This is a genomic window from Kaistella antarctica (assembly GCF_900109615.1).
In the GTDB taxonomy this organism is placed as follows: Bacteria; Bacteroidota; Bacteroidia; order Flavobacteriales; family Weeksellaceae; genus Kaistella; species Kaistella antarctica.
Genome location: NZ_FOIX01000001.1, coordinates 657,839 through 682,917, shown reverse-complemented (window position 1 = coordinate 682,917; position 25,079 = coordinate 657,839). Strand labels below are relative to the sequence as shown.

Genomic DNA, 25,079 nt, shown 5'->3' with positions numbered 1-25,079 from the left:
GCATTGTTTCGGAAATCTTTATTTAATTTATTTTTTTACGAATTCCAGACTCGTTTGTAAAGTATAAATCGGATCCATCATATTCTAATGTCCCAGGTTGCGGAGTTTGGTTTAACGTACCTTTTTTTAGTTTCACGGTTTTTGCTTTTAATTCCTCTTCAATTTCTACGGTTCCTGTTGCTCTGTTAATATTATAAACTTTACCTAAATAAGCACCGGCATCATCATATCGATACATAGTAATATTGCTGCCTGACAAACCACCTTCTTCCGCACCTAAAAATTGAGTGGAATAGCGAAGTTGGTCACCGATTCGAAAATTTATTAACCGTGGTTCTGCGGTTGCCTGCTTTACTATATTTATATTTCCATTAGACTTAAAAGCACCAACTTCTACTCCTGCAGAAAATCTCGATGATCCTAAAACGTCAAGTTTATAATCGCTTACAGGAATATCAGAACCTAATACATGACCTATTCTTACTTTCCCCGCAAAATAATTATTATCATTTGAACCCTCTTGATAAACCCCCCATCCCCGAGTAACGCCTGGAACCATCGCTGAGCGTAAATACAACCCATAATTATCTACAAGCCTCGCTCCGTTTAAAGCGTAAGTAAACGACTCTAGCGCTCTAAATTCTTGAATTTTAGCGGTATTCGTACCGTAAGATGTTAATCCACCCTGAACTCCCGCCATAGACCCAATATTCCCGCTCGCATTTGGGCGTATTCTGTTAGCGATTTTCGCGCCAGAGATGTGTTCAATAATTCCTTTATGCCCACTCATGATCATAACACCGCCTAAATATCCAATTTGTCTTCCCGCGTTTGTTACACCAGCTGCAGTACTTATATTTGTATACGATTCATTTGCCGCGACAGTTGAAGGTGCAGTTTCAACTTGATGAAGGTATAAATCAGCATAATCACCAATCATCCCTGGATTAAATTCCGGCACCTTCCAATTATAGTCTTCGTGATAAACTCTATGTCGCGCGCCTGCACTGTTAACTGTATTTCCGATTATTACTGCTTTAGCTTCATCATCTAATATTTTTAAATTATCAAAAACATTAAATAAATGACCGCTGGGTAAATCAATCCCCACGCTTACTGGTCCATTTATTTTCCCACCAGCTTTATCATATTTTAAACTTTCTGAGGTTGTAGTTTTAGCATGCAATGCATAGGGCACACTAAGTAATTGGCTTTCTCCTGAAATAGTATAATTTGCTCCACCAGTTGGGTCTGTTTCTGTTTTTATGTAATAGACTCCACTTCCCCAGTCAATATTTGAAAAAATAGATTCGTCGCCGATTTTCAGATTTATGAGCCCATTAGCATTTGTCATAGTCGATTTTGTCTGCGTATAAACCACTGTTCCATTTGCTGAACCTTTCAAAATACTGACTTTCATTCCAACTCGTTTGTTTGCAAGTAATTCATTATCACTTCCACGAAGGACTGACTGATAGCTTATTTTTTCTGGAGTTTGTGCTACTAGTAATGAATTAACACAAAAAGTTAAGGCAAAAAATACCGACATTTTCAGTGTGAAAAATTTTCCTTTCATATTTTTTAGATTTTTGTTAATTAGTTATTTATTTTTAATGATTTTAAAGGTTTTTATGATTCTGTTCCTCTTAATTATTTTTACAAAGTAAGTCGCTACAGGTAAATGGTTCATTACAATTTGAGTAGAATTATTTTCGATTTTTTTGCCGACGATTTTTCTACCCTGCATATCCAAAAGTTGATAAGTTAATTCAGAAAGTTCAACATCTTTTAATAATATAGTAATGTGATCTGCTACAGGATTCGGATAAATAGAAATTGTATTGTTTGAAAAAGAAATATCTCCCAATCCCAAGACCGAAATTTCAAAAGGTTGTTGCACGCCTTGTGCTGAAGAGCCTGTGACGCTTTCATTAGTAGTATAGACAATTTGACCGAGAGAGTAGCTACCAGAACCACCGGTACCGAATGTGTTACCGCTGCCAGCATTAACACTTTCCTGAGCGTATAAATTGGATATTCCAAAGGTAAAAAAAATGATCGAAAAAAGCTTTAACCGTTTGTGTTCCATACTCCTATATTTCTTAGTAATTTAAAATTAATCTAGCTGTCTAAAATATAATTTTTTTTGCGAGTCAAAAGTGCAAGAATACGGTAAAAATGTCTATTTGAAAGCATTACAATTACTAATTTTAATTATTAGTTATTTGTAGCATAATATAAGCTAGGTAACTTTAAGTAATTTTATAATTCATAAATTTATCAATACGGAAATACAAACTGCTATATTTTATAGTTAAAAAAGAAAACTGTGAGCAAGAATATTAAATTTTATGAAATCATATCAAAATCTTTGTGAGATGGATGTGAAAATATAAACTGCATATTTGATCAGCATGGAAAATCATTTTTCTTTAAAATGAAATTGAACCATCCATGTTTTCACTTTCATCATTTAAGTGTAGACTGCACAGAATTAATTTTAAATTAACTTAATTGCCGTGATAAGTTTTTTACCCTAACTTTGCCCAAACCTAATCTAATGAGTAAAAAGAACACGAAATACATCTTCGTAACTGGCGGTGTAACTTCTTCTTTAGGCAAAGGAATTGTCTCGGCGTCACTTGGCTTACTGCTAAAATCGAGAGGATTTAATGTCACCATCCAAAAACTTGACCCTTATATCAATATCGACCCGGGAACTCTAAATCCTTATGAACACGGCGAATGCTATGTGACTGAAGATGGTGCAGAAACCGATCTGGACTTGGGCCACTATGAAAGATTCCTGAATTCTAAAACTTCGCAAAACAATAATGTAACGACGGGTAAAATTTACCAAACCGTTATTGAAAAAGAAAGAAAAGGCGATTTCCTGGGCAAAACCGTGCAGGTAATTCCACATATAACCAATGAAATTAAGCGCCGAATTAAAATTCTGGCCAAGCAAAATTACGACATCATCATCACCGAAATCGGTGGAACGGTGGGCGATATAGAATCGCTTCCTTATATAGAGAGTGTTCGTCAGCTGAAATGGGAATTGGGGGAACATAATTCGATGGTCATTCATTTAACGTTACTTCCGTACCTCGCGTCCAGTGGTGAATTGAAAACCAAACCTTCTCAACATTCTGTACGCCAGTTAATGGAATCGGGAATTCAGGCTGATGTTTTGGTTTGCCGAACCGAGCATATTATTCCGAAAGCACAGCGCATGAAATTGGCGCAATTCTGTAACGTCGCTTTGGAAAATGTGATTGAATGTAAAGATTTGGACACGATTTATGAAGTTCCGCTTTATTTGCAAAAACAGGATTTCGACGATGTCGTTTTGAAAACATTAAACCTAAAATCAGATACACAAGCTGATTTGAAAGACTGGAAAAGCTTCCTTAAAAAATACCAGAATCCGAAAAGAAAAGTAGAGATTGCTCTAATTGGGAAATATGTGTCACTGCAAGATTCTTATAAATCGATCGCAGAATCGTTTATTCACGCCGGTGCAGATTTAGAAACTGAAGTAAAAATTCGTTGGGTTTACAGCGGTGAACTCGACGAAAGCAATATCGCCGAGACACTAGCGGGAATCGACGGAATGCTGATCGCTCCAGGATTTGGTGATAGAGGAATTGAAGGAAAAATAGAAGCGGCAAAATATGCCCGTGAAAATAATATTCCGCTTTTAGGAATCTGCTTGGGGATGCAAATTATGACGGTTGAATTTGCGAGAAATGTGCTTGGTTACAAGAAGGCGAACTCTATGGAATTTGACACGTCAACTCCAGAACCGGTGATTTCCTTAATGGAAGATCAGAAAAATGTAGTTGACAAAGGTGGAACCATGAGATTAGGAGCCTGGAAATGTTCGCTAAAAAACGGTTCAAAACTTCAGGAGATTTACGGAACTAAGAGTATCTCTGAAAGACATCGCCACCGTTATGAATTCAATTCGGAATTTAAAGACGAATTTGAGAAAGCAGGACTCATTCCGACAGGATTTAATCCAGATACCGAATTGGTTGAAACGTTGGAATTAAAAGATCATCCTTTCTATATCGGCGTGCAATTTCACCCCGAATATAAGAGTACGGTTGCCTCGCCTCACCCTTTGTTTAAAGCTTTGATAAAAGCTTCTACGAAAAAATAAAAAGAAAGAGATAAAAGACAATGTGTTTTTTATCTCTTTTGTTTTAAATGACCTCCTAAAAAATTCTTCATTGCAGAAAATTTCAGTATTTTTGTCACCCAAAATTAAAAGGTAAAAGAATGCAAAATTTCTAACCTTCAATTTTAAATTCAAATAAATTAAAATGCAGCAAAATAACGGTTTAGATAAAAATCAATTGATCATTTTTGTACTGTTTTCCGTACTTGTAATGGGTGCAATGTTTTATTTTCAAAATAAACAGCAAACCGAACAGCAATTAAGAGAAGCGCAGAACCCAACTCCAATTACACAAACGGTTCCAAATCCTGCGACAAAACCTGCCGCAGCAATCAATCTTAATGATAGTGTACAGGCAACCTCGATTCAGCAAATTGCTTTAAAGAATAAAGAATTGACTTTGGCGATCTCCACTCTAGGTGGTCAACTTTCTACGGTTGAATTAAATGATTACAAAGCGTACAATAAGAAAACCGATGTCAATGATAAGAAACTATTACTCTTTGATAAAAACAATTCATCTTACGGGTTTCAGTTTAAAGACAAAACGGGAAAAACTTTTAATACCAAAGATTTGGTTTTTGCACCAACTCAAAATGGCAATTCGGTGACGATGCAAGCGACCGTAAATGGTGCAGTCATTCAGTTCATCTATACTTTATTAGATAAATACACGGTTGACTTTAATGTTAAAACTCAGGGTTTAGGTCAATTAGTTACTGACTCCAAAGCAGATTTTGTTTGGGATTTCAGTGCCAGACAAATGGAGAAAGGTCGTTCGCAAGAACAAACTCATACCGAATTCAACTATACCTTTGACAATTACAGCAGTTTCGATTATGATGGCCGAACAGAAATGGAAGAGCCAAAAGAAACCCTGAACTGGTTGGCAATCAAGCAGCAATTTTTCTCCATGGTGATTGAACCGCAAAATGGTTTCAAAAATTCCCGTGGTTCACAAGATACAATCGACGAAGGTGAATTTGTTAAAAAATTCAATTTCAATGGTCAGGTTGATTTGGCCGGAGGTGAACTTAATCAGAATTTCAAATGGTATTTTATGCCTTTGGATCTACCGTTATTAAAATCCTACGATAAAAATTTCGATGAATTGCTTCCTTTGGGTTGGTCATTTATTGGAACCTTAAACAGATGGTTCTTTATCCCAATGTATAATTTGATTTCAGGTTGGGGACTTGCGGCAGGTTGGGTGATTTTCTTAATGACGATTATCGTAAAAATTATTTTATCGCCAGTCATGTTTAAACAACATAAACTGAGTGCGATGATGCGGGTAATACGCCCAGAAATTGATGAGGTCAACGCCAAATACAAAGGTGCCGACGCCATGAAAAAACAGCAGGAAACAATGGCTGTTTATCGAAAGGCGGGTGTGAATCAGATGGCAGGTTGTTTACCGGGATTAATACAAGTGCCGATTTTCTACGCGTTATTCCGCTTCTTCCCGAATATGATTGATCTTCGTGGTAAGAGTTTTTGGTTTGCAAAAGACTTAACGGCGTACGATGATGTCATTAAATTACCTTTTAGCATTCCATTATTAGGAGATCATTTAAGTATTTTCGCAATTGCGTGTACCGTAGTAATTTTAATTTATACCGTGATGACAGCTGGAAATATTCAGCAACCTACGCAAGAAGGAATGCCGAATATGAAAGTGATCATGTACATTTTCCCGATTACGTTCTTGTTCTTCTTAAACACGTCTGCGTCAGGTTTATCTTGGTATTATTTTGTTTCGAATGCGATTAACATTTTAATTATTTTGGTCATTAAATATTGGATTTTGGATGAGAAGAAAATTCATGCTCAAATTCAAGTCAATAAAACCAAAGGACCAAAACCTGAAGGCAAATTCCAGAAAAGAATGCGAGAAATGATGGAAAAAGCTCAAGAGCAACAAAAAGAGCAACAGAAGCAAGGAGGAAAGAAAAAATAAATATCCTATCGAAAAGTATAAAAAAGCAGAAGAAATAATCTTCTGCTTTTTTATTGAACCTACTTCTCAGTTATTATTATCTCGCTGTAATCAAGTCGAAATGACTGCCGATGGTGGATGGTTGGACCATATTTAATTAACGCTTCCCGATGTTGTTTTGTGGCATAGCCCATGTTTTTATTCCAGCCGTATTCTGGGAATTCTTCATGCAGCTCAATCATCAATTTATCCCGATAATTCTTAGCTAAAATCGAGGCACATGCGATAGAGAGAATCTTTGCATCGCCTTTGATAATACATTCGTGTGGAACTGAATGATAAGAATGAAACCGATTTCCGTCGATTAAAAGAAGTTCTGGGCGAATTTTAAGTTGATCTATGGCAGCATGCATTGCATGAAGACTCGCATTTAAGATGTTGTGTTCATCAATATGTGCAGGTGGGAGTTCAGCAATAGCAAAATCAAGTACATTTTCTCTAATATAAGCATCTAGATTCATTCTTTTCCTAAATGTTAATTTTTTAGAATCATTAACCAAATTTTGGTTAAAGCTTTTATCAAGAATAACTGCCGCAGCTACGACGGGTCCAGATAAACATCCTCTACCGACCTCATCACAACCAGCTTCTATAAAATCCCCGGAGAACGATTTGACTAATTCCATTAATAGCATTGAAATGTTAAATTTACAAAATTTTTAAGAATTTTTTAACTAATTGTTTGGTTGTTTTGTAAAAAGTTTGCACTTTTGTTGTAATGAAAAAATTTAATTTGATATGAAGAAACTAACAACAAGCGTTTTAGCTGTAGTTTTGACTGCGTCATTTGCTTTAGTAAATGCACAGAAAAGAGACACTATTAAAACGACAGATATCGAAGGCGTCGTCGTGACAGCTTTAGGTATTAAAAGAGAGAAAAAATCTTTGGGTTATGCAACTCAGAGTATTGACGCGGATGACATTACAAAATCACCTTCCGCGAATTTCACCAGTAACCTTTCTGGTAAGGTAGCTGGTCTTAACATCAAAAACAGTGGTAACATTGGTGGTTCGGTTGACGTTACCTTAAGAGGTTACCGGTCAATGTCAGGAAGCAACCAGGTTCTATTCGTTGTTGATGGCGCACCGATGCTGAATTCAGGTAACTCCATTACTTCCTCTGGACTTAATGTTGATACGGGAAACACCATCTCGGATATTAATCCAGAAGACATTGCAGAAGTGAATGTTTTGAAAGGTGCTGCTGCAACTGCACTTTACGGCTCACGAGCTGCGAATGGTGCGATTATCATCACCACCAAAAAAGGTCGGTCTTCTAATAAATTAGATATCGATTTCTCTACTTCAATTTCCGTTTCTGAAATCAACAAAGAGACCTTTCCTACTTACCAACAAAAGTACGGTCAAGGATATGGTCCTTTGTATGGACCAACGGAAGACTCTTTCTTTGAAGTTTATAATGGGCAACCATTAGCTCCAATGTATGAGGATGCTTCTTATGGAGCAGCTTATGATCCGAACTTATTGGTATGGCAATACACCTCATTTGTACCTGGCGCAAGTAGCTTCGGAAAACCAAGTGCTTGGAAAGTAGCTGAAAAAGATCCATCTTATTTGTTCCAGAAAGCATTTAGCTACAACAATTCAGTTTCGGTTTCAAAAGGTAATGACGTCTCTTCTTTCCGTTTGTCTTACCAAAATGTACAAGGGAATGATGTTTTACCAAATACAAGATTAGATAAGAATAGTTTTACAGGAAACGCATCTTATAAAATTACTGATAAATTGACAGCCAGTTTATATGGTACTTTTGTTACTCAGGAAACAGTAGGTAAAAACCCAACTGGTTACCACGGTATGATGGGTAATTTCCGTCAGTGGTGGGCAACTAACGTTGACATGAGAGATCAAAGAGATTTATATTTCTTAAACGGGAAAAATAACTCATGGAACATCAAGTCACCAGATGATACCGCTCCACTATATTGGGACAATGCTTATTTCCGTGCCTACGAGAATTACATCTCTGACGCTAGAGATCGATTTGCTGGAAATTTCAGTTTAAATTATGATGTTACTAGCAAAATAAATTTATTAGGTAGAGTATCTCATGATGGATTTAACTACACCATTGACGAAAAAAGAGCAGTAGGATCATTACCAGACACGATGTCTTTAGGACCTGCTACAGGAAATCAGCCATCTGGCTACGCTGTTGTTAACCAAAGAAGAAATGAAGAAAACTACGATTTTATTGGAACCTATAAAGACAGTTTCACTGATGACATCAAGTTTACTGCATTATTAGGAAGTAACGTCAACATTCAGAGATTCTATTCTAATGCACAAGGGACGCAAGGAGGTTTGTATATTCCTGGTGTTTATGCAGTTTCTAACAGTGCGGCTACTCCAAATGCTCCACTTATTACCGATAATGAAAAAAGAATTTTTGGTCTTTTCGGACAAGCGACATTAGGTTTCTTCGACACCTATTTCCTTGAAGGATCGATCAGAAGAGACGTTTCTAGTGCGTTACCTTCAGATAACAATACCTACTGGTATCCATCTGTATCGATGAGTACCGTAATTTCTAACTGGTCATTCTTAAAAGATTCAGCATTGAATTTTGGTAAAATTAGAGCTTCTTATGCGGTTGTTGGTAATGACACCGACCCAAATCAGTTGCAAAATACTTACGGGGTAACCACCACTTTCGGTACACCAACTTATTTCTATAATACGACAGCAAAAAACCCTAATTTAAAACCTGAGAAAACTAAGTCATTAGAAGCAGGTATTAACTTACAATTTTTCAAAAATCGTATCGGATTAGATTTCGGATGGTTTAGAAATGATACGTCTGATCAAATTCTTGCCTTACCAGTTACTTTAGCCTCAGGAAATGCTGCTAAATTCCAGAACGTTGGAAACATGAGGTCTGACGGTTTCGAGGTCGCTTTGAATTTAGTTCCAATTAAAACAACAGACTTCACTTGGGGTCTTGATGTTAACTGGTCTAATCCAAAATCGAAAGTTACTGAACTAGCGTCTGGTGTTGAAAATATCACTTTAGGATCATTCCAAGGAGGTGTTACTATTAACGCTTCACTAAATGATGCTTATGGAACCATCAAAGGATCCAACTTTGTGTATGATGACAATGGAAACAAAGTTATTTCTAGCGCTGGAGCATCTAAAGGGAAATATTTAAGCACCAATACAAATTCAGTTATTGGTAATATGCAGGCAGATTGGTTTGGAAGTATTACTAACAGAGTTTCTTATAAAGACTTAAGTTTATCATTCCAAGTAGATGTTAGAGAAGGAGGTGAATTATTCTCTCTAGATCAATACTACGGAATGTCAACAGGTTTATATCCTGAAACAGTGTTTACCAATGATTTAGGAAATCCTGTAAGAAATTCTCTAGCAAATGGTGGAGGTATTATTTTACCAGGAGTTGTAAATACTGGAACACCAGGAAGTCCAGTTTATACGCCGAACGCAACTAGAATTGATGCTGAAAGTCAAAATGCTTTTGGATATTCAGCATATCCGGCTGCACAATTCGTATATGATGCATCTTATGTAAAATTAAGAGAGGTAGCATTAACTTATGCTTTGCCGAAGAAATTTTTACAATCAACATTTGTACAAGGTGCTTCATTTAGTTTGATAGGAAATAATCTTTGGATTATTAAAAAACATGTTCCTTATGCAGATCCAGAATCTGGGTTAAGTGCTGGGAACGTTCAAGGATACCAAACAAGTGTACTTCCTACGACGAGAACGGTTTCTTTAAACATAAGATTAAACTTTTAATAAAATAGAAATGAAAAAAATATTAGCATCAATCTTATTGGTCTCTTTGCTGCAATCATGCGGCCGGGAATCAATGTCAGAAATCAATACTGATCCCAACAGCTACTATACAACTGTTCCTGCATCCGTATTGACTTATGCTCAAAAACAATTAGCAGATTTTGTGAGTACGCCTAACGTTAACGTTAATAACCTACGTCTCACAACGCAATACTGGCAAGAAACCACCTACTTGGATGAAAGTAGATATGATTTCTCGACCAGAAATGTATCAAATCAAACTTGGAATTATCTTTACGTAAGAGTAATCAAGAATCTTGATCAAGCAAGAAAATTGGTATTAGCCTATACGCCAACAGCGAATGAAGCTTCTACTTGGGAACAAACCAAGAAAAATCAATTGGCAGTTATCGAATTACAGCAAGTCTACGCATTCCAGCTTCTTGTTGATCTTTACGGTGATATCCCTTATACTGAAGCAACGGATATTGATCTAAATCCACTTCCGAAATATGATTCTGGAAAAGACATCTATGCGAGCTTAATTGCTAGAACTAAAGTAGCTGTGGCAGCACTAGATGCTACTGGAAAAAGCTTCGGAACAGGAGATAAAATCTATGGCGGAAATGTTGCAAAATGGGAAAAGTTTGGTAATTCAATGTTGTTAAAACTTGGGATTAACATCGCTGATTCAGATCCTGCTTTAGCACAGGCTACGGCACAAACTGCAATCACCAGAGGAGTTTTCACTTCGAAAGGAGATGATGGTTTGCTCGCCTACTTTGCTTCACCAAATTACAGTCAGTTGTATGCTAACTTAGTTGCGGCTAACCGTAATGATTATGTGTCAGGTAAAACTCTGGTAGATTATATGAACGCAAATAATGATGCACGTAGAGACGTTTATTTTCAAAAGAATGTTCATTATTTAGCAGGTGCAGTGACTAATGTTACGGGTAGTACAGTAACTTTTACGCCAGCAGACACGCCACCAGCAGTTGCTCCTCAAGTAGGAGATGACGTTTATGTAATGCCGAATACTAAGGTCGGAACCATTGCAAGTATTTCTGGTAACACCATTACTTTGAGTGGTTACAAACCTGGAGACATTGTAGAAGAGAATGATTTAGGATTTGGCTTCTATTACAAAGGTGGTACAATCGGGTCAAGTTCTTCTTTCAATTCGAACAGTAGACCTGGTTCATTCGCTTATGCAACGACTACTCCAGCAATTCTTTTGAATTACACCGAAGTAGCGTTTTATCTTGCTGAAGCTTCTGCAAGATGGGGAATTGGAGGCACACCTGCAGCCAACTACGCAACTGCCGTAACCGCGTCATTCGTACAATGGGGTAAAACTGCTGCGGACGCAACTGCATATCTGGCAACGCAACCATATAATGCAGCCAATTGGAAAAAATCAATCGGAGAGCAAGCTTGGGTCGCCATGTATGACCAATCACCTACAAGTTTTAACTTCTATAGAAGATTGGATTATCCAGTATTATTACCTGCAGCTAATGCTGTAGCAGCTTCTAACAACAAGGTGCCGGTAAGATTACAATATCCAGTAAGTGAGCAAACGACCAATCCAACAAATTATGGAGCAGGTTCTGCTGCTATTGGTGGTGACTTCCTTTACACTAAGATATTCTGGGATAAAAACTAGTATTTTATTCAAGAATTTATATAAACCACTCCTCGGAGTGGTTTTTTTATTTCCGTATATTTGTCACTCAAAATAAAACCATGAATATTAAAGATATCATTCAAGCTAAACTTGCCGAAATCATCCACACTGTTTTTCAAATTAACGATGTTAATAAGACCAATGAAATCACCTTAGATGTACAGCAAAATAAAACCGAATATGAAGGAGATTTTACGATTGTCACTTTTCCCTTGGTAAAAATTGTTAAAAAAAACCCCGATGCAGTAGCTATGGAATTGGGAGATGCTTTCTCTACTCAGTCAAATTTTGTAGAGAGCTTTAATGTCGTTAAAGGATTTCTCAATTTAAAGATTAAAAATAAATTTTTTCTGGATAATTTTAACACTATCAAGGAAAATTTCGATCAAGTAGAAAGTAAGAACCAGACTGTCATGGTAGAATACTCGTCGCCAAACACCAATAAACCTTTGCATCTGGGCCATATCCGAAATAACCTTTTGGGATTTTCCGTTGCGCAGATTTTAAAACAAGATGGTTATGATGTGATTAAAACCCAAATCATTAATGATCGCGGAATCCATATCTCCAAATCGATGCTTGCTTGGCAAAAATCAGGAACAAATGAAACTTCAGAATCGACAGGATTGAAAGGTGATAAACTGGTTGGAAATTATTACGTAGCCTTCGATAAAGCCTACAAAAAAGAAATCGCAGATTTAGTTGAACAAGGACTAGATGAAGATACCGCCAAAAAACAGGCACCGATTATTTTAGAAGCTCAAAAAATGCTGCTTGATTGGGAAAAGGGCGATGAAACCGTTAAAAATTTGTGGTCAGAAATGAACTCTTGGGTTTATGCCGGATTCGCTCAAACCTATCAAAGACTGGGCGTTGATTTCGATCAGGTTCAGTATGAAAGCAATACTTATCTTTTAGGAAAAGATTTAATTCAGGAAGGCTTAATTAAAGGTGTTTTGTATCAAAAAGAAGATGGCTCGGTTTGGTGCGATCTTTCTGAAGAAGGCTTAGATCATAAATTATTATTGCGTGGTGATGGCACTTCTGTTTACATGACGCAAGATTTAGGAACTGCCGTAGAGCGTTTCAAAGAAACTTCCATTCAAAAATTAATCTATACGGTCGGGAACGAACAGGATTATCATTTTGATGTGCTATTCAAAATACTTAAAAAATTAGGATATACATGGGCAGAAAACTTATTCCATCTTTCTTACGGAATGGTTGAACTTCCGGCTGGTAAAATGAAGTCTCGTGAAGGAACAGTCGTAGATGCAGATGATTTGATGCAGGAAATGTACGAGACTGCCAAGGCGAAAGCTCAGGAACTCGGCAAATTGGAAAACCTTTCAGATGAAGATAAAGAAAAATCTTACGAAACTGTTGGTTTAGGCGCTTTGAAATACTTCATGCTGAAAGTTGATCCCAAGAAAAAAATGCTATTTAATCCGGCAGAAAGTATCGATTTCGCTGGAAATACTGGACCTTTCATCCAATACACGTATGCTCGAATTCAATCTTTATTAGCAAAAGCTGACTACAAAGAAGCGGTCGTTTCCGATTATGAAATCAACGCCTCAGAAAAAGAATTGGTGATGAATCTTTCCAATTTCAAAGAAGTAGTTTCCCGAGCAGCTGAAACATTGTCTCCGGCAATTGTGGCCAACTATATTTATGAAGTGGTAAAATCCTACAACTCCTTTTACCAGAACAATCCGATCCTTAATCAGGATGATGAGAATGCGAAAAATTTCCGTTTAGAATTGTCGCAACTTACCGGCAAAACAATTAAGAAAGGGTTAGAACTTTTGGGAATTGGAACCGTAAATAGAATGTAATATTTGGGCGTGTCCCTTCGTTGCCAAAATTTAGCGCTGTTAGAGCTTGAAGCTCTAACAGCGCTTTCCCACTCCCACTTCGGGTCGGTCTCCGGCTCTCAATCTTTTTTTTCGAAGCGTTCGCTATTAGCCAGAGTATAGAAAAAAAAAGGATTTCCACCTACGCCCTCACGCAGGGAATCGCTATCTTTAAAAATTATATTTCCAAATGAAAATTGATTTTTCTACCGACCAACTTCCAGCTCCCACTACTGACTTTGAACGACAAGTTATTTCTTTTATCCAAGAATGGCAGGATGATTCAAGGACCGTAAAAGTTCAAACTTCTGGCTCTACCGGAACACCAAAGGTTTTTGAGATAGAAAAACAAAGAATGCGACATTCTGCCAATAGGACTTGCGATATACTTGGACTGGCAAGTGGTGATTCTGCTCTACTCTGTCTTCCTGTTGACTACATTTCCGGAAAAATGATGATCGTTCGAGCGATTGAAAGAAAGCTAAAATTAGTTGTCAAAACACCTTCCGCAAAACCTATCGAAGATTTGATGGAAGAAGTAGATTTCTGTGCCATGTCGCCACTTCAAGTGGAGAACTCATTACACAAAATTCATCTGATAAAAAACCTTATCATCGGTGGGGCCGCAGTTTCAGAATCTTTAAAAACAAAAATTAAATTATCTCTCACCGACGATTTACAATTCACAACCGATAATCATATTTACGAAACGTATGGGATGTCAGAGACACTTTCTCATATTGCTCTGAAACAAATCTATCCGATCGCAGAAGATTACTTTAAAGTTTTAGGAGGTGTCGAAATTTCTTTAGATGAAAGAAATTGTTTACAGATTTTCGCACCAGACTTAAATCCAGCACTTCTTAAAACAAACGATTTAGTGGAGATTACTAATGATAATGAATTTAAATTTTTAGGGAGAATTGATAATATCATCAATTCTGCTGGCTTAAAAATCCAGCCCGAACAATTAGAAAATTTGGTTAAAAAAGAAGTTGGGAACGAAGTTGCTTTCGTGGGAATTGAGGATGAAATTCTTGGGCAAAAATTAGTTCTAGTAATTGAAGGCGTGGAAAGCTCAGCGCTCAATCAAAAATTAGGAACGGTTGAATATCCGACCAAAAATCATCTGCCGAAAGTAATTATATTCATTGCAAAATTTCCTAGAATTCCAAACGGAAAGGTGAATCGTAAGGAATTGCTAAATTTGATACAATAAAGACTTTGGTTTTTAAGACCGCGATCAAATCACTGTTTCTCCAAAGTAAAGAAATAAGTAAATACTAATGAAAGATTTCAGCAAAGAACTCACCTACAAAACCTCCCGCAGCAGCGGCGCTGGCGGACAAAACGTGAATAAGGTTGAAACTTCGGTGACGGTAATGTGGAATGTGGCGGAAAGTGAGTGCTTCTCTATCGAGGGGAAAGAAATGATCTTGGAGAAACTTAAAAATCGCATCAACGCTGAAGGTATTTTGCAACTCACAGTTTCCGAAAGCCGAACACAACTGCAAAATAAAAAAATCGCCACCGATAAGATTTTAGAAATTGTCGAAAAATCGCTGTTTATCCCAAAAAATCGCAAGCCCACGAAACCGTCTAGATCTAAGATTGAAAAACGAAAGAAAGCCAATAAGCATCTTTCTGAGAAAAAGGAAAATCGGAGGTTTAAAGGTGAGTAAGTATTTCCTATTCATGTTCTGCTAGAAATTAACCGTGTCTAAATTTTATCATTGCTATCAATTCAAAAACCAACTTATTCATTGAGAATATAAACTGCTCTTCTTTTAGCCACGATGGAAACGACATCCCCAAAAGCGGAGGGATTGCAAAGGATTGGGATATAGTGGACAGCGGGACGGGATTTGGGAAAAGCGAAAATCTTGTAGCTCCTAAAATTCTTAAATTTCATTATCTTTGCTGAAATCAAAAAATTATGAGTAAACCGATTACGGAATTTATCGAAAAATATTATCTGCATTTTAATTCTGCAGCGTTGGTAGATGCTTCAAAAGGATATGTTGCCCATTTGAAAGATGGCGGAAAAATGATGATAACGCTGGCTGGAGCAATGTCTACGGCGGAAATTGGAAAAATTTTAGCCGAAATGATTCGTCAGGATAAAGTGCATATTATTTCTTGTACGGGTGCGAATTTAGAGGAAGACTTAATGAATTTAGTAGCACATTCACATTACAAACGTGTACCGAATTACCGTGATCTGACGCCACAGGAAGAATGGGATTTGATGGAGAAAGGTTTGAATCGTGTTACTGATACGTGTATCCCAGAGGAGGAAGCGTTCCGTAGATTACAGGAACATATCGTGAAAATTTGGAAAGATGCGGAAGCTGCTGGAGAACGTTTTTTTCCGCATGAATATATGTACAAAATGATTCTGTCAGGAGTTTTGGAGCAATATTATGAAATCCCTAGAGAGAATTCTTGGATGATTGCGGCGGCAGAGAAAAACTTGCCGATTGTAGTACCAGGCTGGGAAGATTCTACCATGGGAAATATTTTCTCAAGCTACTGTATCAAAGGAGAATTGCAACCTTCGACTGTAAAATCAGGAATTGAATATATGATGTACTTGGCAGATTGGTATCCGAAAAATTCTGGTGGTAAAGGCGTTGGTTTCTTCCAAGTTGGTGGTGGAATCGCTGGTGATTTCCCAATTTGTGTGGTTCCAATGTTGTATCAAGATTTGGAATTGACGGATACTCCATTCTGGTCGTATTTCTGTCAAATTTCTGACTCTACGACTTCTTACGGATCTTACTCCGGAGCTGTTCCAAATGAGAAAATCACCTGGGGAAAACTGGATATTACGACACCGAAGTTTATCGTTGAAAGTGATGCAACCATTTGTGCACCGTTGATGTTCTCTTACATCTTGGAGAATTCATAGAAATTTGGATGTTAGAAGTCTGAATTATATTCTAAAGTTATATAAACGCCTTTTTCAAGGCGTTTTTTTGGTGAAAATTTTACCAGGATTTTCCAGTTCAGCAAGAAAAGTATTAAACAAAACTTACTAATCCAAAGAATTAATCACGACATAATATCGATAAGCCAATATCGCCTTTTGAAATTTGTTCATTTTCAAAGGATCTTGTCCACCAAGTTTTGGCAAAACCTTCTTGTTGATTTTATTAAGAATTATAAAGAATTTCTTTTTCATACCTATTTATATTTGTAGATTTCAATTTACAAAATTAGCATTAAAATTATACAGTGAACGACCTATTCAAAAAACAGGTTTTTGAAATCATCATGATGATTCCTGAAGGAAGAGTGACGAGTTATGGCGCTATTGCAAAAGCATTTGGCTATCCGAATCATGCTCGACATGTTGGAAATGCACTGCGAAATTATGACGAAGATTTCCCGGCGCATCGGGTTTGCAATTCTTCGGGCCGAATCACGGCGAGCTGTCAACGGGATTTTGTGGGAAAATTAAAGATCGAAGGCGTGGAAGTTAAAGAGGGAAAAATTCAGAATTTCAAAAATGTGTTTTGGAATCCGTTGGAAGAATTATAGTTTAAATCCAGAAATAAAAAAAACCTTGTCAGAGTTCAAACGCTGACAAGGTTATATTAAGAACTGAGAAAGTCTTTATTATTTGTTCTTTTATCTCTATTCTATTTACTCAACTGCTTATAACTATTGTTGATAAACTCCGTCAAGTCTTTTCCTTTCAGCAAATTCTGCGAAAGTTTTGCTAAGTCTAAAGCATATTTAATTTTAGAATTTTTAGCTTCTACATCTTCATTTTTCAGAATCTCACCTGCTAATTCACTGTTCGAATTCACCACCAAATTATACATTTCTGGGAAACCGCTCATTCCGAACATTCCGCCACCGCCGCCGGTCGCTTGCATGTCTTTCATTCTGCGCATGAATTCTGGTTGTGTAATCATAAATGGAGCTTCAGTGCTTTCCAAATCTTCAACCTGAACCGTGAATTTAGTATCATTCACTGCTTCGGTAATGTTTTTCTTCAAAGATTCTTTTTCCTCTTCATTCAATTTGGAAATTGCCGTATTTTCTTTTTTAATCAAGTTATTCACGTGATCAGCATCAACTCTGGCAAAAGAAATCTTGTCTTTCGAAGTTTCTAATTTCTGAATTAAATGCGGAACAATCGGAGAATCTAAAAGAAGAACTTCATATCCTTTATCTTTCGCAGACTGAATATAACTGTGTTGCTCATCTGCATTTGTTGCATAAAGAATCACAAAGTTTCCGTCTTTATCGGTTTGCATTGGTTTTACTTTTTCTTCCAATTCAGACCATAACAGATATTTGCCGTCAGTGGTTGGATATAGTGCAAACTTGTCTGATTTATCAAAGAATTTATCTTCTGAAATCATTCCGTATTCAATAACGATTTTGATGTCGTTCCATTTCTGGTTGTAATCTTCGCGATTCTCATTAATCAAAGAAGCCATTTTATCAGCTACTTTTTTGGTAATGTATGAAGCGATTTTCTTCACCGCACCATCAGCTTGAAGATAAGAACGAGAAACGTTTAATGGAATATCCGGAGAATCAATTACCCCACGAAGCAACATTAAGAAGTCAGGTACAATTCCTTTTACCTCATCGGTTACATAAACCTGATTTTGGTAGAGTTGAATTTTATCTTTCTCAATATTCATGTTGTTGTTCAACTTTGGAAAGTAAAGAATTCCAGTTAAGTTAAATGGATAATCAACATTCAAATGGATATTAAACAACGGCTCTTCAAACTGCATTGGATACAATTCGTGGTAGAATTCTTTATAATCTTCATCAGAAAGTTCACTCGGAGTTTTCGTCCAAGCAGGTGTAGGATTATTGATGATATTATCAACTTCTACGGTTTCAGCTTTCGCGTCTTCTGCAGCATCTTCTGGTAAAGGAAGTGTTTCAGATCTCATTCCAAATTTAATTGGAACAGGCATGAATTTATTATATTTCAATAACAATTCACGTATTTTTGATTCTTCTAAAAACTCAGTAGAATCTTCAGCAATGTGCAGGATTATTTCTGATCCTCTATCTGTTTTGTCAGTAGTTTCTTCCAAAGTATATTGTGGACTTCCGTCACAAACCCAACGAACTGCTGGTTCATCTTTGTATGATTTTGTAAGAATTTCTACTTTCTCAGCAACCATAAAGGCAGAATAGAAACCAAGACCAAAATGACCGATAATTCCAGAATCTTTGGAAGTGTCTTTATATTTCTCCAAAAATTCTTCAGCTCCAGAAAAGGCAATTTGATTGATGTATTTTTCAACTTCTTCACCCGTCATTCCAATTCCTTGATCAATGATGCGAAGCGTCTTTGCTTCTTTGTCAATAACAACTTCGATTTTTGGATTGCCGTAATCGGTTTTAGCTTCCCCAATACTGGTCAGATGTTTCAATTTCAAGGTTGCATCTGTAGCATTAGAAATCAGTTCACGTAAAAATATTTCGTGATCGCTGTACAAAAACTTTTTAATTAAGGGAAAAATATTTTCAACCGATACATTAATATTTCCTTTTGTCATGTTAATTGATTTTTAAATTATGCAGTTGAGTTCTCAAAAGAAACACCATTCTAAAGAACGTGACATAATGTCAAATTTTTGGGGCAATCCCCTCGCCTACGCTTCTCCTCTCGCTCGGGTCGGGCTATCCACTGCAACTCCTCGAGCCACACCAAATGCCAACCCTTTCTGCGGGGTTTCCGTTTCTATCCCTATTGCAAAGGAGGATTTAATTACCTAGAAGGGTTTTAAAATAAAAAATTTCAAGCCCTAAAACTGCAAATAAGTTTCGGCTAATGCCAATCTATAACCCACTTGAAAAGGCTATCTAAAGCCTGCCCCTATTCAAATAACAAAAATCTAAATTGAACGGAAATAAAAAAGACAGCTTAATCGCTGTCTTTAAATTTAAGTCTGAAAAATAAATCTAAAATCTATTTTTTCTTATTTTTAATCTCTTCTTTGATTTTTGCTTCTAGTTCCTCAGATAGTTCAGGATTATCTTTCAACATATCTCTTACTGCATCACGACCTTGCCCCAATTTGGTGTCTCCGTAGCTAAACCATGAACCGCTTTTCTTCACGATTCCCATCTCGGACGCCATATCCAAGATTTCTCCAGTTTTAGAAATTCCCTCACCGTACATAATGTCGAATTCGGCCATTTTAAATGGAGGTGCCACTTTGTTTTTCACGATCTTCACTTTCACGCGGCTTCCAACAGCCTCGTCACCTGTTTTAATCGGTGCACTTGCCTTTCTGATATCAATCCTTACTGAGGCGTAAAACTTCAAGGCATTTCCGCCCGTTGTCGTTTCAGGGTTTCCGAACATCACACCAATTTTCTCTCTCAATTGATTGATGAAGATTACAGTACATTTTGTTTTTGAAATTGTTCCAGTCAATTTTCTTAATGCCTGAGACATTAATCTTGCATGAAGACCCATTTTTGAATCTCCCATTTCACCTTCGATTTCCGCTTTCGGCGTCAACGCAGCAACGGAGTCAATTACCACAATATCCACCGCTCCAGAACGGATTAAATTATCAGCAATCTCTAAAGCTTGTTCCCCATTATCTGGTTGAGAAATAATCAGGTCATCAAGATTAATCCCTAATTTCGACGCATAAAAACGATCGAATGCGTGCTCAGCATCAATAAATGCTGCGATTCCACCTGCCTTTTGGGCTTCTGCAATGGCATGTAAAGTTAAAGTTGTTTTCCCAGAAGATTCCGGACCATATATTTCAATCACTCTTCCTCTTGGGTAACCGCCAACTCCTAAAGCCAGGTCAATTCCCAATGATCCAGAAGGAATTACTTCGATTGTATCATCTACAGAAGCGCCTCCCAAGGTCATTACGGTTCCTTTGCCGTAGGTTTTATCTAGTTTCTCAAGCACCAAAGCCAGTGCTTTTTTCTTATCTTCGATACTACTCATTTGTAAATATTTATTTCCTCAAAAATACGGAAATTATATCAAAACAAAAACACTAAAAAATTCCAAAAACACTTTTTAAAATTAATTCTTGATAGATATTTGTTCATTAAGAAAATTTTTTTTAGATTTGCACCACCAAAATAAACATAGACCCATGGTGTAATTGGTAACACACCGGTTTTTGGTACCGACATTCGGGGTTCGAGTCCCTGTGGGTCTACAAATTAAGGTTAAACGCTCTGAGAAATCAGAGCGTTTTTTTCGTTTTTATAAGGAAGCTGAATTTTATTTTAATAAAAAAATTATAATTAATTGTTTGAGAGTGAATCTTTTACAAAATTATTTATTAATTTTACTTTACCATAAAAAACTAATTACCATGAGTGTACCAAGTATTCCTACCACATTCACACATCGGTTACAGCCAACAGCGCCCTTTGATGTGGATTTAGACACCAATCTTAATGGCTCCTTCGAATCTAAATTAGCTGGCGGTTTTGATGTGCAGCATTCTGGCTCTCTTGCCGCAGCTATTAGCGGTGAATTAAAAACAGACAATGTTCTTATGCTGAAAGGAGATGCCAAACAACCTGTTTTCACAGACAGTAAATTTGAAATTGTAAATCTGCCACGCTTTACGCTGGATGACATCAAAGGATTTATGAAGCAGCGCGTAAGAATTCCTAACTATTCTACGGTTTGTTTCAAAGTAATGGGTTTTGAATTATTTAATGTTTGCATGAGCGGTGAAAGCCAAATCATTACGGAACCCTATGTGCCAACTTCCGCAGAAAACTGCGAAGATAATTGCTGCGATGCAGATACTCGGCCTTTTCCTACTATAAAGGAAAACTGATTTTTTTACTCACTTTAAATTTATCACCATGATATTCGTCAAAGATAGCAATGATGCTTTTTTGAATCATATCAACATTGAAGAACAGGAACAAGACCATGTTATCCTTAATGGGACGCCTTCTTCTATGTCCGGATATCTTCAGGTAAGCAACACATTCAACGAAACCATTAAAGTGAGAACCATCTCACTTTCAGATGAAATTCAACATTCAGAAAAAACTGATTTAAATATTAGTTGGAAATTATTCCCGGGAGAAACCACACTACAATCGCTTAACTTTTCACTTCCGACTGAGACGCCACCTGGAGAATATATTCGATATCTGGAACTAGGTGGAAAAAAGCAAAGAGTAAAGTTAGTGGTACAACCTAGTGTTGAAATTGATATTTACCCTACCACTTTCACTTTACAAAACACAGATCCTGGTACGCGCCAAACACTCGCTTTTACAGTTACCAACATTGGTAATTTACCCTTTCAAATTCCTGAAATAAAACATATTGCAGCTCTTGATATGGATTTCCTTTGTCGTGCTTTTGGCTTTGCATTTCGTGATCAGAAAGCCCTCAACTTTACGGAAACTTTAAATTCTGTTACCGAAAACATTAAACAAAACTTAACCGACTGGGCTTCGGCAAAAGTTTTAGAAGCAGGCGAAATTATAATTCCTGGGAAAAGCCAACTCATTCATTTGGATTTTATCGTCCCAAAAAATGCGGATCCGAAAAATGATTACAGTGGGAATATCCGTTTTTGGGATAAGGATTTATCTTTTGTGATAAAATCTCATCTAGAAATTAAAACCAAATCGATATGAAAACTTTAACTAATAAACCGATAAACATTGCCGACCGTTTTGGAGATTTGATTAACCAATCTTTTCAAGTCTACAAAGAGGTTATGGAAGTTGGATTACAAAATTCTAATATGAATTTTTTGAAGCCCTCTAATTGTGATAATTGTCCACCAAAAGAGGTTTGCTCCCCAAAATCTTTAGGGGAAATTCACCGAAAGGTGATGTCAAATGAGAGAATTATTATTCCATTTATATTAAGCAACAACTGCTCAACTCCGAAAACATACCGCGTAGGTTTGCGCGAATTTTCTGATTTAGATGGAAACACTGCTCCAACTCAACCAATCCTTAACAAAAACACCGTGACCATTCCACCAAATGGCCAAGAAAGGATTTTGATTGACTTACATCTAATTAATTATAATGTCGGATTCTATCAAGCTGAAGTGGTTGTGAGAGAGCAAGACTATAATCAGAATATTTTGTTAGTTGTAGAAATTACAAATTCTGGTGCGCCTGTTTTTTCACCTTTAGATGAAAAAAAATACCAGCTGAAATGGCAAAATTGGAAAACACACTTTTATTGTGAGCCTAAGCGAAGACAGAACTATAATCTTACGAAAGATGGCAATTAATATTACGCAAAATGTGGAAGATATCACAAAACAAGTTTTGGATATCAATAGAAAATATATCAATAAAAGTGTTGATATCATCGGTAAATTGAAGAACGGTGCGGCGGCAGAAAAAATCACCAATATAGATCAGGATCTAATTGCAGATGTTTTTGCTGGAATTGTCAAACTGAATATCGACTACTATTCGAAATTGATGGATTATAGCTTTTCTATAACCGATCGAATACTATCACCTCAGACTACAGAAGAGGAAGTAGGCTCTTCATTCACATTGTCTGGGAAAGGTTATCCAGGTGCAACCATTGAAATGGGATTTGTCTTGGATAATTCAAAAGAAGAAAAAGTTTTTTGCGAATTACAAAGTACAAGATTTGTAAATGCAGATGATGAGACTGAAAACCTGGAAATTTCGGTTTCGTTTCAACCGCAATCGTTCGAACTTGAATCAGGCGGCGCCGCAAACATTGGTGTTATTTGTAACATTTCCAAAGAAGCGACAACAGGTACGTTTCATTCTTTTGTGAAAGTTCTGGGATTTGAACCAGCTTATTTTACCATTGTTATCACCATCGAAAAAAACACAATGCCCAATGCCAATAACACCGAACCAATCGAAACAGCAGAGACCAAGCAATAATGAAACGATAAAAACTGATAAGGTTATGGGTAACGCTCATAAAATTCTTAGTTCTGCGATTAATGTTTTGGAAGAAGAAATTGCTGCGGGGATTCTGGCAGCCAAAAAGCTTGAACATCAATTTATTAATGTTGAAGAAGTTCGAGACAACCAAGATCAGCTGATGGCAAGGATTCGTCGTGATACCCATGAGGCTGTAGATATTTTTCTAGATGCATTTGCAGCGCTCACCCAACAGCTAAACTCAGTTATTGACAAAAGGAAAACTACATCTGAAGAAACCATCGTAAAAAAGCGGGCCTCAACAAATACTAACAGTTCCCAAACGATTGTTTTAGAAAACGATAAAATTCTGAAACCCGGGGAATCTGCGGTATTTCAAATTATCCTTTCTGATGATGAAAAAAATACCAAAATTGCTCTTATAAAATCCGATTTTACATCCAACGATAATTATAAAATAAGTCAAAGAAATATTAGCATTAAACCTTCTACGCTTTTCTTAAAATTAAAAGAGCAAGCCGAAATCACCATCGAAGTAAAAACGCTCAGAACCACAGTTCCGGGATTCTATCGGGCAATTTTATCCGATAAATACAATCCAAAAATTATTATTATCCTCTCTTTTCAAATTGAAAATTAAAGATGAATACGCTCTTAATGAAAGACATGTTGAAAGAATATGGAGAATATACGCTTTCCGGAATTCATCAATTTATTCCCAATAAAGAACCCAAGGAATATCTTTATAATTTAATGCACGATTATCCAAACAGAGGTGGGAAAGGTTTTCGTCCCGGTTTATGTATTGCAACTTGTAAGGCATTTGGTGGAAAAACAGAGGATGCAAAATTCTCGGCAATTACGTTGGAACTTCTGCATAATGCATTTATAATTCATGATGATGTGGAAGATGAAAGTTATAATCGGCGAAATAAACCGAGCATGCATCAAATGACTGGAAAAGCAATTGCTATAAACGTTGGCGATGCGATGAACGCACTTGGTTTATATCCTTTGTTTAAAAATAAACTGCGACTGGGAGAAAAACTTACAGAAACTATTTTTTTAGAAATTCAACATCTGGTTACAGAATCGACAGAAGGTCAGGCACTCGAACTTGGTTGGCGATTAGATAACCGATCAGATTTAAAAGAGGAAGATTATTTTCGAATGGTTCTAAAGAAAACCTGCTGGTACACTTGCATGCATCCCATTCGTATCGGGGCAATCATCGGCACAAAAGGATATATCAACCCCGAAAAATTTGATCGACTTGGGTATTTTATGGGAGCGGCTTTTCAAATTCAAGATGATGTACTGAATTTAATTGCAGACGAAAAGAAATACGGAAAAGAAATTGGCGGTGATATCATCGAAGGGAAACGAACTTTAATGCTTATTAACTTAATGGAGAAAGCCAATCATAAAGAGTTGGCTTTTCTGAAGACTTTTCTTTCAATATCAATTCCAGAAAGAACAGACCTGGACGCACGTAAAATATTTGATTTGATGAAAAAATACGAGGCTATAGATTACGCGATCGAGACGAGTAAATATTTTGCTGGTGCAGCATTAAAGGAGTTTTATACCAATTTTTCTCCTTTACCAGATTCGACTGAGAAAGCTTTTCTTGAGCATATTATTTTATATATGATCGACCGAAATTACTAG

At 36.7% G+C, this 25,079-nt stretch carries 21 protein-coding genes and 1 tRNA gene; 16 read left to right on the top strand and 6 right to left on the bottom strand.

Annotation, left to right across the window (positions count from 1 at the left end; genetic code table 11):
• Positions 1-22 precede the first annotated feature (22 nt).
• Together BMX49_RS03245 and BMX49_RS03240 are read right to left on the bottom strand one after the other, a co-directional pair.
• Complete coding sequence (locus BMX49_RS03245; protein ID WP_051803667.1) at positions 23-1,576, bottom strand: DUF8740 domain-containing protein; 1,554 nt, start codon at positions 1,574-1,576, stop codon at positions 23-25.
• Positions 1,577-1,600: 24 nt separating this feature from the next.
• Positions 1,601-2,089, bottom strand: a complete 489-nt coding sequence (locus tag BMX49_RS03240; RefSeq protein ID WP_034718605.1) for a T9SS type A sorting domain-containing protein — start codon at positions 2,087-2,089, stop codon at positions 1,601-1,603.
• Between the two features lie 471 nt (positions 2,090-2,560).
• Here BMX49_RS03240 and pyrG point away from each other — a divergent pair, with 471 nt between their 5' ends.
• Entirely contained in the window at positions 2,561-4,168 is a 1,608-nt protein-coding gene (gene pyrG, locus BMX49_RS03235; protein ID WP_034718604.1) for a CTP synthase, read from the top strand.
• Positions 4,169-4,331: 163 nt separating this feature from the next.
• On the top strand, positions 4,332-6,146 hold the full coding sequence (yidC, locus tag BMX49_RS03230; protein ID WP_034718602.1) for a membrane protein insertase YidC: 1,815 nt from the start codon (positions 4,332-4,334) through the stop codon (positions 6,144-6,146).
• A gap of 59 nt (positions 6,147-6,205) precedes the next feature.
• Here the strand turns inward: yidC and rnhB are convergent, their stop codons facing one another.
• Positions 6,206-6,811: a ribonuclease HII gene (gene rnhB / locus BMX49_RS03225; protein WP_034721129.1), complete on the bottom strand. Its 606-nt coding sequence runs from the start codon at positions 6,809-6,811 to the stop codon at positions 6,206-6,208.
• Positions 6,812-6,923: 112 nt separating this feature from the next.
• On the opposite strand from rnhB, the gene BMX49_RS03220 reads away from it, so the two are divergent.
• The 6 genes from BMX49_RS03220 (at position 6,924) to BMX49_RS03195 (ending at position 16,425) form a co-directional block, all read left to right on the top strand.
• On the top strand, positions 6,924-9,968 hold the full coding sequence (locus BMX49_RS03220; protein WP_034718601.1) for a SusC/RagA family TonB-linked outer membrane protein: 3,045 nt from the start codon (positions 6,924-6,926) through the stop codon (positions 9,966-9,968).
• 10 nt (positions 9,969-9,978) lie between these two features.
• A complete protein-coding gene (locus BMX49_RS14845; RefSeq protein ID WP_034718599.1) occupies positions 9,979-11,637 on the top strand; it encodes a SusD/RagB family nutrient-binding outer membrane lipoprotein in 1,659 nt (552 codons plus the stop codon).
• Between the two features lie 80 nt (positions 11,638-11,717).
• Complete coding sequence (gene argS, locus BMX49_RS03210; RefSeq protein WP_034718598.1) at positions 11,718-13,496, top strand: arginine--tRNA ligase; 1,779 nt, start codon at positions 11,718-11,720, stop codon at positions 13,494-13,496.
• A 208-nt stretch (positions 13,497-13,704) separates the two neighbouring features.
• Positions 13,705-14,733, top strand: coding sequence for an AMP-binding protein (locus BMX49_RS03205; protein ID WP_034718597.1), 1,029 nt, complete (start codon positions 13,705-13,707; stop codon positions 14,731-14,733).
• Between the two features lie 67 nt (positions 14,734-14,800).
• A complete protein-coding gene (gene arfB, locus BMX49_RS03200; RefSeq protein ID WP_034718595.1) occupies positions 14,801-15,196 on the top strand; it encodes an alternative ribosome rescue aminoacyl-tRNA hydrolase ArfB in 396 nt (131 codons plus the stop codon).
• Positions 15,197-15,450: 254 nt separating this feature from the next.
• Positions 15,451-16,425 carry a deoxyhypusine synthase family protein gene (locus tag BMX49_RS03195; RefSeq protein WP_034718593.1) on the top strand — a complete coding sequence of 325 codons (975 nt, stop codon included), beginning with the start codon at positions 15,451-15,453 and terminating at the stop codon, positions 16,423-16,425.
• 126 nt (positions 16,426-16,551) lie between these two features.
• On the opposite strand, the gene BMX49_RS14655 is transcribed toward BMX49_RS03195, so the two are convergent.
• A complete protein-coding gene (locus BMX49_RS14655) occupies positions 16,552-16,698 on the bottom strand; it encodes a hypothetical protein (RefSeq protein WP_170166245.1) in 147 nt (48 codons plus the stop codon).
• 53 nt (positions 16,699-16,751) lie between these two features.
• Here BMX49_RS14655 and BMX49_RS03190 point away from each other — a divergent pair, with 53 nt between their 5' ends.
• The gene (locus tag BMX49_RS03190; protein ID WP_034718592.1) at positions 16,752-17,057 is read left to right on the top strand and encodes an MGMT family protein; all 306 of its coding nucleotides are present in this window, start codon (positions 16,752-16,754) and stop codon (positions 17,055-17,057) included.
• Between the two features lie 101 nt (positions 17,058-17,158).
• Here BMX49_RS03190 and htpG read toward each other — a convergent pair whose 3' ends face one another.
• Together htpG and recA are read right to left on the bottom strand one after the other, a co-directional pair.
• The gene (gene htpG / locus BMX49_RS03185; RefSeq protein WP_034718590.1) at positions 17,159-19,054 is read right to left on the bottom strand and encodes a molecular chaperone HtpG; all 1,896 of its coding nucleotides are present in this window, start codon (positions 19,052-19,054) and stop codon (positions 17,159-17,161) included.
• Between the two features lie 413 nt (positions 19,055-19,467).
• On the bottom strand, positions 19,468-20,475 hold the full coding sequence (gene recA, locus BMX49_RS03180; protein WP_034718588.1) for a recombinase RecA: 1,008 nt from the start codon (positions 20,473-20,475) through the stop codon (positions 19,468-19,470).
• A gap of 148 nt (positions 20,476-20,623) precedes the next feature.
• Here recA and BMX49_RS03175 point away from each other — a divergent pair.
• The 7 genes from BMX49_RS03175 (at position 20,624) to BMX49_RS03145 (ending at position 25,079) form a co-directional block, all read left to right on the top strand.
• Positions 20,624-20,695 (top strand) — tRNA-Gln (locus BMX49_RS03175).
• 159 nt (positions 20,696-20,854) lie between these two features.
• A complete protein-coding gene (locus tag BMX49_RS03170) occupies positions 20,855-21,331 on the top strand; it encodes a hypothetical protein (protein ID WP_126337185.1) in 477 nt (158 codons plus the stop codon).
• 28 nt (positions 21,332-21,359) lie between these two features.
• Positions 21,360-22,151 carry a COG1470 family protein gene (locus BMX49_RS03165; RefSeq protein ID WP_034718584.1) on the top strand — a complete coding sequence of 264 codons (792 nt, stop codon included), beginning with the start codon at positions 21,360-21,362 and terminating at the stop codon, positions 22,149-22,151.
• Positions 22,148-22,765 carry a hypothetical protein gene (locus BMX49_RS03160; protein ID WP_034718582.1) on the top strand — a complete coding sequence of 206 codons (618 nt, stop codon included), beginning with the start codon at positions 22,148-22,150 and terminating at the stop codon, positions 22,763-22,765. Before BMX49_RS03165 ends, BMX49_RS03160 begins: the two co-directional genes overlap by 4 nt.
• On the top strand, positions 22,755-23,405 hold the full coding sequence (locus tag BMX49_RS03155; RefSeq protein ID WP_034718581.1) for a hypothetical protein: 651 nt from the start codon (positions 22,755-22,757) through the stop codon (positions 23,403-23,405). Before BMX49_RS03160 ends, BMX49_RS03155 begins: the two co-directional genes overlap by 11 nt.
• The gene (locus BMX49_RS03150) at positions 23,359-24,048 is read left to right on the top strand and encodes a hypothetical protein (RefSeq protein WP_034718580.1); all 690 of its coding nucleotides are present in this window, start codon (positions 23,359-23,361) and stop codon (positions 24,046-24,048) included. The genes BMX49_RS03155 and BMX49_RS03150 overlap by 47 nt, the downstream gene beginning before the upstream one ends.
• A 2-nt stretch (positions 24,049-24,050) precedes the next feature.
• The gene (locus BMX49_RS03145) at positions 24,051-25,079 is read left to right on the top strand and encodes a polyprenyl synthetase family protein (protein ID WP_034718579.1); all 1,029 of its coding nucleotides are present in this window, start codon (positions 24,051-24,053) and stop codon (positions 25,077-25,079) included.